The sequence below is a fragment of the Sphingomonas sp. Leaf25 genome, from assembly GCF_001421635.1.
Lineage (GTDB): Bacteria > Pseudomonadota > Alphaproteobacteria > Sphingomonadales > Sphingomonadaceae > Sphingomonas.
The window spans coordinates 324,124-333,556 of record NZ_LMKU01000012.1; the positions used below are offsets into that span (position 1 = coordinate 324,124).

Annotated in this window: 5 protein-coding genes and 2 pseudogenes; 4 read left to right on the forward strand and 3 right to left on the reverse strand. The window is 67.8% G+C overall.

The window, feature by feature from the left end; translation table 11 throughout:
- The first annotated feature begins 66 nt into the window (after positions 1-66).
- From ASE78_RS06125 to ASE78_RS06135, 3 genes and pseudogenes are all read left to right on the forward strand, one after another.
- Positions 67-1,143 (forward strand): helix-turn-helix transcriptional regulator, encoded by a 1,077-nt coding sequence (locus tag ASE78_RS06125; protein WP_056494563.1) that lies wholly within the window; start codon positions 67-69, stop codon positions 1,141-1,143.
- Positions 1,144-1,219: 76 nt separating this feature from the next.
- A complete protein-coding gene (locus ASE78_RS06130; protein ID WP_056494566.1) occupies positions 1,220-2,605 on the forward strand; it encodes a hypothetical protein in 1,386 nt (461 codons plus the stop codon).
- 89 nt (positions 2,606-2,694) lie between these two features.
- Positions 2,695-3,521, forward strand: a pseudogene (locus tag ASE78_RS06135) (IS630 family transposase).
- Between the two features lie 142 nt (positions 3,522-3,663).
- Here the strand turns inward: ASE78_RS06135 and ASE78_RS06140 are convergent.
- A complete protein-coding gene (locus tag ASE78_RS06140) occupies positions 3,664-4,632 on the reverse strand; it encodes an alpha/beta hydrolase (protein ID WP_056494569.1) in 969 nt (322 codons plus the stop codon).
- A 191-nt stretch (positions 4,633-4,823) separates the two neighbouring features.
- Here ASE78_RS06140 and ASE78_RS06145 point away from each other — a divergent pair, with 191 nt between their 5' ends.
- Positions 4,824-7,583 carry a DUF3857 domain-containing protein gene (locus ASE78_RS06145; RefSeq protein ID WP_056494572.1) on the forward strand — a complete coding sequence of 920 codons (2,760 nt, stop codon included), beginning with the start codon at positions 4,824-4,826 and terminating at the stop codon, positions 7,581-7,583.
- 90 nt (positions 7,584-7,673) lie between these two features.
- Here the strand turns inward: ASE78_RS06145 and ASE78_RS06150 are convergent, their stop codons facing one another.
- Both ASE78_RS06150 and ASE78_RS19450 read right to left on the reverse strand, forming a co-directional pair.
- A complete protein-coding gene (locus tag ASE78_RS06150) occupies positions 7,674-8,729 on the reverse strand; it encodes a 1,9-bis(guanidino)-5-aza-nonane synthase (RefSeq protein ID WP_056494574.1) in 1,056 nt (351 codons plus the stop codon).
- Positions 8,730-8,912: 183 nt separating this feature from the next.
- Positions 8,913-9,433 (reverse strand): annotated as a pseudogene (locus tag ASE78_RS19450) (type III PLP-dependent enzyme); the annotation flags it as partial.

Genomic DNA, 9,433 nt, shown 5'->3' on the forward strand with positions numbered 1-9,433 from the left:
CCCGCCGCGCGATCCTCTGGGCGCGGCGGGCCGGCGCGGATAGAATGGCGGGCAAAGGGAGCGCCGATGCGGATCGAGGATATATATGCAGCGGCGTTCGGGCGCGAACATCTCGCCACCCTGCTCGAACAACTGGTGCGGTCGTTCGATGCCCAGTCGGGGTTCCTCGCCTGTACCGTGCCCGACGGTGCGGCGTTCCAGGCGCAGTTCGGCAACGACCCCGCGTGGCTCGACCTGTATGCCACCCGCTATCACCAGCACGACATCCTGTTCCCCCGGTTGATGCAGGCGGCCGAGGGACAGTGCGTCACCGCGCACGCGATGCTGGCCGAACCGGCGGTGCGCGCCAGCATCTTCTACCGCGACTATCTGGCGCCGATGGGCGTGGTCGACAATCTGGCGGTCAACCTGTTCAAACAGCCGGGGCTGAGCGCGCATCTGGCGCTCATCCGGCGCGGTGCCGTGGCACCCTTCGCCGATACCGATCGTGACCGGTTGCAGGCGCTGGTCCCGCATCTGCGCCGCGCGGTCTATGTCGGGTCGCACCTGTCGCGCGCGATCGACCAGATGGCGGCGCTGCGCACGCTGGTCGCGGCACGCGGCGATGCGGTGCTGATGCTCGATGCCCAGCACCGCGTGATCGACCATGATCCCGCCGCCGCCGACCTGCTGGCGCTGCGCCACGGCGAACCGGTGCGCCTGCCCGCGCTGGCCCGCGCGATCAACCTCGCCCGGACCGGGGGACAGCCGGTCGCGGTCGAACTGGCGGACGGTGTCGCCACCCCGCTGCCCGTGCTGGTGCAGGTGCTGCCAGTCATCCGCGACCGGTTCGCCGATCTGGGCGACACCGGCGGCATCGCCTGTATCGTCCACCTTACCCGGCTCGACCGTCCCTCGACCATCGCGATCGGCGCGATCGCCGCCTTCTACCGCCTGACCCCGACCGAGGCGCGGGTGCTGGACGATGTCGTCACCCATGCCGACCTGATCGGTATCGGGTCCCGGCTCGGCATGGCGCGGGCGACCGCGCGAACCCATCTCCACCGCATCTATGAAAAGACCGCGACCGGCGGACAGGCCGCGCTGATCGCACTGGCGCATCGCTTCGTCACCATTTCCGGCGGTGACACCCTAAACAGATGATGGACGCACGCCGCCGCCCACCGGGGTAAACATCTGCGCAGACGGGCGGGGTGGGGCGATGCAGACCACATTTGACATGGATCGCGCAACCGCATTGCCGGAGCGGGACGTCGCGTCGCGCTTCGCCGAGGACCGGATCGATGGCTGGAAATCGATCGCGGCCTATTTCGGGCGCGACCGGACCACCGTCATCCGCTGGGCGCGCGAACGGGCGTTGCCGGTCCATCGCCTGCCCGGCGGCCGGGTCGGCACCGTCTATGCCCTGCGCGGCGAACTGGATCGCTGGGCCAGCCGGCCCGTCGATGGCGCGGATGCGGTCGACACCGTCGCACCGGCACCGCCCATGCTGTTGCCTGATTCTTCTGCCGCGTCCGTGCCGGTCGCCCGGGGCCGTCCTCGTCCCCGCCTGCTGGCGATACTGGCGGCGCTGCTGGTGATCGCCATCGTCGCGCTGGTGACGGTGTGGCCCGCCGCACCGCGCGCCTCGGGCGTCGTGCTGCCGGCCGATCCGGCGGTGGCGTCGCGCTTCCTGATGGCGCGCGATCTGGTTGCCGCGCGCAGCCCTGCCACGCTTGCCCGTGGCGTCGCGCTGCTTCAGGCTGTGACGACCGCCGCGCCCGGCTTCGCGCCGGGCCATGCGGCACTTGCCGAGGCGCTGCTGCTGTCGCGCGAGTTCGCGCAGCAGGACGATGCCGAGGCGTTTGACCGCGCGCGCGTGGCGGCGCGGCGCTCGCTGCGGCTTGCCCCCGACCTGCCGATGGCGCGGCGGGCGATGGGGTTCATCGCCTATTGGGCCGATCACGACCGGGCGGAGGCCGACCTGCAATTCGGCGCGGCGCTCGCCGCCGATCCCGACGATGCGCTGACGCGCTTCTGGTACGGCAACATCCTGTCCGACCGGGGCGACCATGTCGCGGCCTTGCGCGAACTGGACCGCGCCCGCCTCGCGCTGCCCGGATCGATCGCGCTGATGACCGATTACGGCTGGGCGCTCTGGGCCGCCGGCCGCGATGCCGAAGGCCGCGCCATCCTCGACTGGGTCGAACGGGCGCACCCCGATTTCCCGGTAGCGCATGAATGCCTGTCGATCGTCGCGCTGGTCGAGGGTGATTTCACCGCCCATGCCCGCCACGTCGTCCGCGTGGCCCGGTTGCGACAGGGGCGGTCGCTGCAACGCGATGCCGCCGGACTGGACCGCGCGCTCGCCGCCGGTCCGGCGGACGTCCGCCGTGTCGTCACCGACCGGGCGGTGCGGCAATTGCAAGCCGGCACGGACCCGTCCCCCGCCGTCGCGATGCTGATCGCGGCACGGGCCGGACGATGGGACGCGGTGGCGGCCCGCCTGCGCATCGGCGAGGCCCGCCGCGAACGCTGGGGCGAGGCGGGGATTCTCGATCGCGTGGTTCGCTTATCCCCCGATGCCAAGGTCTGGGAAGCACGCATCGCCCGCCGGAGAATCTAGAGCATGATGAGGTTTGGTTGAATCGTGGGATTCCCAATGTTCTGCTTTTCTGATTCAAGTTATGTGCTAAAATCGGAGGCCAGCGCGGCATGGCACGACTTTATCCGACAGATCTTCGCGAGCGCGTGTGTTGGCGGTGGAGCGTAACAGCCTGTCGCGCAATGCGGCAGCACGGCGGTGAACTGGCTGCATCGGCATCACAATACCGGTAGCGTCGAGCCGGGATGGATGGGCGGTCACAGGCTGCGCGGGATGACCGTCGATTACCGGACGCTCTGGTCGTTCGTGCACGATGAGGGGCTGAGCTTCCAAAAAAAGCGTTCTTCCCGCCGAACAGTTGCGGCCAGTGATCGCGCGCCGGCGCGAGCAGTGGAAGAAGTACCAGGGACGGCTTGATCCAGCCTGGCTCGTCTTCACCGACGAAATTTGGGCCAAGACGAACATGGCTCCATTGCGCTGATGGGCACACCGAAGTCAGCGATTACACGCCAAAGTGCCATACGGGCATTGGCGCACGACGACGTTCCTTGTCGCCCTGCGCTGCGACCCAATCGACGCACCGTGCGTCCTTGACCAATCAGTCAACGGTCAGATCTTCAACGATTATGTCGAACACTGCCTCGTGCCCACGCTGTCGCCCGGCGATGTCGTCATCATGGACAACATGAGCAGCCACAAACGCTCCGCCGTCCCCAAGGCCATTCGCAGTGCCGGTGCCAGGCTGCTGTTCCTGCCGCCTTACAGCCCCGACCTGAACCCGATCGAGCAGATCTTCGCAAAACTCAAGCATCTCATGCGTAAAGCTGCCGAACGCACCTATGAGGCCACGTGGCGATGTATCGGAACGCTGCTCGACTGCTTCACCGCCGAAGAATGCGCCAACTACCTCGTCAACTCGGGATACGCTCAAACCTGATTTCATCATGCTCTAACGGCTTGTTTGCCGGGACTGTCACCTTCGCCACGAACCGACCCAGCCCCGGCCCAGTTTCGGGTGAACAGTGTCCTGCACTGTTCACCNNNNCTACTCAGGTGGCGTGGTGTAGGACAGTGCGGCGTCAGCGGCGTTCGCCGATCCAGCGGATGAAGCTGTCGGTCCAGGTGCGGCGCGAACTGTCCGCCGGGCTGTGCAGCGCGCCCCAGCCATGGCCGCCGTTTTCGAACAGATGCGCTTCCACCGGCACCTTCATGCGGCGGCAGGCGGCGATCATGTCGAGCGACTGGTCGACCGGGACGGTGCCGTCGTCGATCGAATGGGCGAGGAACACCGGCGGGGTCTGCGTGGTCACGCGCGCAGGGATGTCATAGCGGGCATAGACCGCGTCCTCCGCGTTCGGCCCGGCGAGATTGTCGCGCGATCCACGGTGCGACATGGTGCCGATGTTCGTCACCGGATAGACGAGGCCGGTGAAGGCGGGGCGCGCCGACTGGCGGTCCGCTGTGTCGAGGGGCGCATAGACCCGGTCGTCGTGCGCCACCGTGACCGACCCGGCGAGGTGCCCGCCCGCCGAGAAACCGCAGACGCCGAGCTTGGCCGGATCGATGCCATAGCGGGCGGCATTGGCACGGATCAGCCGCATCGCGCGCTGCGCATCCTGTAGCGGCACGTCCTGCCGCTGTGCCCAGCCTTCGCCGGGCAGGCGATAGGCGAGCGCGAACACGGTGATTCCGGCCGGGTTCAGTGCCTTGGCGACATCGATCCCCTCATTCTCGATCGAGACGAAGCCATAGCCGCCACCGGGGATCGAAAGGACGGCGATGCCATTGGGCCGGGCGGGGCGGAACACGCCGACGACCGGTTCGGCGACGCCGCGCAGCCACAGTTCGCGCGTGCCCGGCCGGCCGTGCATCGACGGGGCATAGGCGGGCAGCGTCGCCGGGCTGCCCGGCGGGCGGCCGGGCCACAGCCGGAAATGTTCGCGCGGCGGCCACGCGGTCGGTGTCTCGCCACCCTGCACCGTGGCGGCACGGGCGGCGACGGGCAGGGCGATGGCCGCCCCCAAGATGGTGCGCCGGTCGATCGTCATGGCATGGTCCCTCTCGCTGTGTCGCTTTGCCGCCGATTGTATCGGTTGCGGCGCGGGGGTCAAAGCGTCTCGATCGCTCTCGACAATCGCCGTGGGTGCGATAGACCTTTGGCACATGCCGGTGGGGACCGGCGATACGGGGGGATGGTTCGGTGCGGCGGATGCTATGGGCGGGGTGCGCCCTGACGGTTTTGACGACGGCGGCGACGGCACGGGCGAGCGAGACGCCGCTGTATCAGCCCGCGCCGGCATGGATCGCGGCGGCACCGGCCGCCCCGACCGGCGAGGGCAGCCCGCCGGTCATGCTGGTCGATATGCAGCACCGGATCGAGGACGGCCGACTGTGGAGCTATGCCCGTCAGCAGACCCGGATCGCGACCAGCGAGATGTTGTCGCAGGCGGCGACGCTGACGCTGCCATGGGCGCCGGACAAGGGCGACCTGATCGTCCACGACCTTGCCATCCTGCGCGACGGCAAGCGGATCGACCTGTTGGCGCAGGGGCAGAAATTCACCGTGCTGCGCCGCGAGGAATCGCTCGAACAGCGCGAATTGACCGGCATCCTGACCGCGACGATGGCGGTCGAGGGATTGCAGGTCGGCGATGTGCTCGATCTGGGCTTCTCGACGACCGAGCGCGACGGCGCGCTCGGCGGGCGGGTGCAGGACGTAACTCCGCTGATCGCCGCACCGGCGCGGATCGGCGCGGGGCGGGTGCGTTTTTCGTGGCCGACCGCCGCCGCGCCGAAATGGAAGCTGCTCGCCGATGGCGTGACCGCCACCCCGGTGAAGAACGGTGCCTATACCGAGCTGACCATCGCGCTCCCGCTGGCGAAGCCCAAGGAGATGCCCGACGATGCGCCGAGCCGCTATCGCCATCCGCCGCTGATCGAGCTGGCGACCTTTGCCGACTGGGCCGATGTGTCGCGGACGTTCGCGTCGCTCTATGCCCCCGACGGGCTGATCGCGCCGGGCAGCGCGCTTGCCGGAGAGGTGGCGGCGATCCAGACGGCGGAGGCGACGCCGATCGGCCGCGCGCAACGCGCGCTGGAGGTGGTGCAGGACAAGATCCGCTATCTCGCGGTCGGCATGGACGGCGGCAATTACGTGCCGCAGAAGCCGGCGCGGACGTGGGACGTGCGCTATGGCGACTGCAAGGCCAAGACGCTGCTGCTGCTGGCCATGCTCAAGGCGATGGGGATCGAGGCGGAGGCGGTGGTCGCCAATGTCGGCGAGGGCGACTTCGTCCCCGAACGCCTGCCGAGTGCCGCCGCGTTCAACCATGTGTTCGTGCGCGCGACGATCGACGGGCAGTCGCTATGGCTCGACGGGACCGGCAGCAACGCCCGGATGGCGGACATCCGCGATACCCCGCCGGCCGGTTATGTCCTGCCGCTTCGCGCCGGTGGGGCGACGCCCGAGCGGATCGTGACCCGCGCCAATGCCCGGCCGATGATCGACCTGACGATCGATGCCGACGAGAGCGGTGCGGTCGACCTGCCGAGCCCGTTGGCGATCACCGCCACGATCCACGGCGGCTTGGCGAGCATGTTGCGGATGGCGAAGTCGCAACTGGGTGCCGAGGAGCAGCGCGACCTGCTGAACGGGATGTTGCAGCAATGGATCGGCGAAGGGCAGTTCGCCGATGTGACGCTGACCGCCGACGGGCCGAGCGGCGACATGGTGGTCAGGGCGACCGGCGTCACGACCACGCCGTGGCGCAGCGAGGACCGGCGGCGCAAGCGTTCGCTCACCTATCGCTACGCGAATTTCGGCTTCGCGCCCGATCGGAGCCGGCCCGAATGGACCGGTATCCCGGTGGTGGTGCCCGCCCCGACCGGCATCCGCAGCCTGCTGCGCGTGAAACTGCCCGAGGGTGGGCGCGGCATGACGCTGGAGGGTACGGGCGACGCCGACCTGCGCGTCGCGGGGTTCGTGGTGAAGCGCACCACGCGGCTGTCGAACGGGGTGCTGACGATCGACGAGCGGGTCGATTCGACCGGCGGCGAAATTCCCGCCGCGCAGGTCGCCGCCGAGCGCGACGCGGTGGCGACGATGCGCGCGCAACTGCCGCAACTGGTGGCCCCGGCCGATACGCCGCGCCGCTGGACGATGACCCCGGCGGCGATCGAGGGATCGGGGCAGGTCAAGGCGATCCGCGCGGTGTTCGCCAAGGCGATCGCCGACGATGTCGAGGAGCCGAGCGGCTATACCAGCCGGGCGACGTTCGAGAGCGCGATCGGCGACCGCCGCGCGGCGCTGGCCGATCTGACGAAGGTGATCGGCATCCAGCCGTCGGTCGACCTGTATCTGCAACGCTCGCAGGTCCATGCCAGGCTGGGCGATCCGGTACAGGCGCTGGCCGATGCCGAACGGGCGCGGGCGATTGACCCCGCGTCGTTCACCGCGATCGGGCAGGTCGCGCAGATGAAGGCGGAGTCGGGCGACCTTGCCGGCGGGCTGGCGCTGCTCGACCAGCGGATTGCGCTGGGCGGTGAATCACGCGTTCCGCTGCGCCGGATGAAGGCGACGCTGCTCGGGGATTTCGGCGCGGCGGCGGAGGCGGTCGCGCTCTATGACACGTTGATCGGCGAGAAGCCGGGGTCGCCGCTGCTGCTCAACGGCCGCTGCTGGGTGAAGGGCACGCGCGCGGTGATGCTCGATACCGCGCTGAAGGACTGCACCGCCGCGATCGAGCTGAGCGACGACACCGCCGCCGCGCTCGATAGCCGGGCGATGGTCTGGTATCGGCTCGGCCGTTATGCCGAGGCGATGACCGATGTCGACACGGTGCTGGCCGATCATCCCGACCATGCGTCGACCCGCTATCTGCGCGCCGCGATCCTGAAAGCGACGAAGCGCGACGGCGAGGCGGCGGGGGAACTGGCGATCGCCCGGCGGCTTTCGCCGACAATCGACCGTGAATATGCACGCTACGGGTTCAAGCTGTGACTTCACCCCACCCTTCCGGGGAGGGGTGAAAAGGAAAACGGCGGGGGATCGCTCCCCCGCCGTTTCCTTGGTCCAGACTTCTTCGACGGATCAGTCGTTGAAGATCTTGCCCCATGCGCGCTTCGGACGGTCCTTCCACGCGCCGCGATGATAGGCGTCCGAGGCGAGGAGCGGCATGACCGATCCGGCTTCGGCGAACACCATCTGTTCGAGCGTGGTGTCGACCTTGCCCCAGCTCGCCGCTTCCTTGAGCGTCGACGACGAGCAGGCGCCGTCGCGCACGTCGGCGACGGTGATCTGCACCGCGTACTTGTGCATCTCGACATCGTCGTGACCGAGGATTTCGGCGCAGACGACGGTGTCCTGGATGAAGTTCTTCGGCACGCCGCCGCCGATCATCAGCAGCCCGGTGGTGCCCGCCTTGATCTTGATGTCGGTCAGTTCGCGGAAGTCGGCGATGGCGTCGAGCACCATGTACGGCTTGCCTTCCTTGGCGCGCTCGACCTGGTGCTTGACCAGACCGAACCCGGCCGAGCTGTCGACGAACGCCGGGCAGAAGATCGGCACGTCATGCTCATAGGCCAGCTTGACGAGACTGTTGTCCTTCTTGCCATGCTCGACGAGATACTTGCCCATCTCGCGGATGAACGCGCGCGACGAATAGGGCTTGGGTTCGAGCGAATTGGCGATTTCACCGATGGTGTGGTCGCAATCCTGGAGCTGTTCCTCGTCGATGTACGTGTCGTAGATGCGGTCGATGTAGAGCGAGCGCAGCACGTTGTCGTCGGGGATTTCCAGCGCCTGATAGTGCTTGTGGCCGAGGCCTTCGAAGAAATCCATGTCGACGATCGACGCGCCGGTGGCGACGATGCCGTCGATCATGTTCGAGCGCAGCAGTTCGGCGTACAGGTCCATGCAGCCGCCCGCCGAGGTGGAGCCGGCGATGACAAGAAAGATCGAGCAGTCCTTGTCCTCCAGCATCTGGTTGTAGATGCCGGTGGCGCGCGCGAGGTCGCGGCTGGTGAAGCTCATCTTGCCCATGGCGTCGATGATCGGGCGCGCGTCGAACTTGGTAATGTCGATATGTTCGACGGTGGTCGAGAGCAGCTCGGCCTTGCGGGTGTCGTTGATCGTCGTGTCGGTCATGATGGTCCCATCATCATCGATAAGCCGTCGTCGTTAAGGGGACGCGGAAACCCGGGTGGCCTCCTGCCCGCGCATGGGGAAGGAGCCAGAGCGGGCCGCATAGCGCCAATGCCATGCAAAGCCCAGCCCCGGCCCCTCCCGCACGGCGCGGGAAGGGGGAGGCATCTGGTTAGAACGAAGCGGTTACAGCTTGACGACGTTGTTCGCGACGAACGCCGGCACTGCTTCGAGTTCGATGTACATCGACTCCATCGGCTCGTCGTCGGTCACGACCGTCTCGCCGTTGCCGAAGCCGTTGAATGCAGTACGCATCGCCGAGCCATAGGCGCCGAGCATGCCGATCTCGAAATAATCGCCGCTGCGGGTATCGGCCGGAAGCGGGAACGGACCCTTCATCTGGTCGATGTCGTCGCAGGTCGGACCCCAGAAGCTGAAGTCCATGTCGCGCGCGTCCGATTCCGGCTGGCGGAGCAGTTGCACCGGATATTTCCAGCCGATGTGCGCCGCATCGAACAACGAACCATAGGCACCGTCGTTGATGAACAGCTCGTTGCCGCGGCGATGCTCGACGCGAACGACGACCGACGCATATTCCGCGCACAGCGAGCGGCCCGGCTCTGCCCAGAGTTCGGCCGAATAGCTGACCGGCAGGCTTTCGAACGCGCGGTGGATCGTCTCGAAGAAACGCTCCAGCGGCGGCGGGG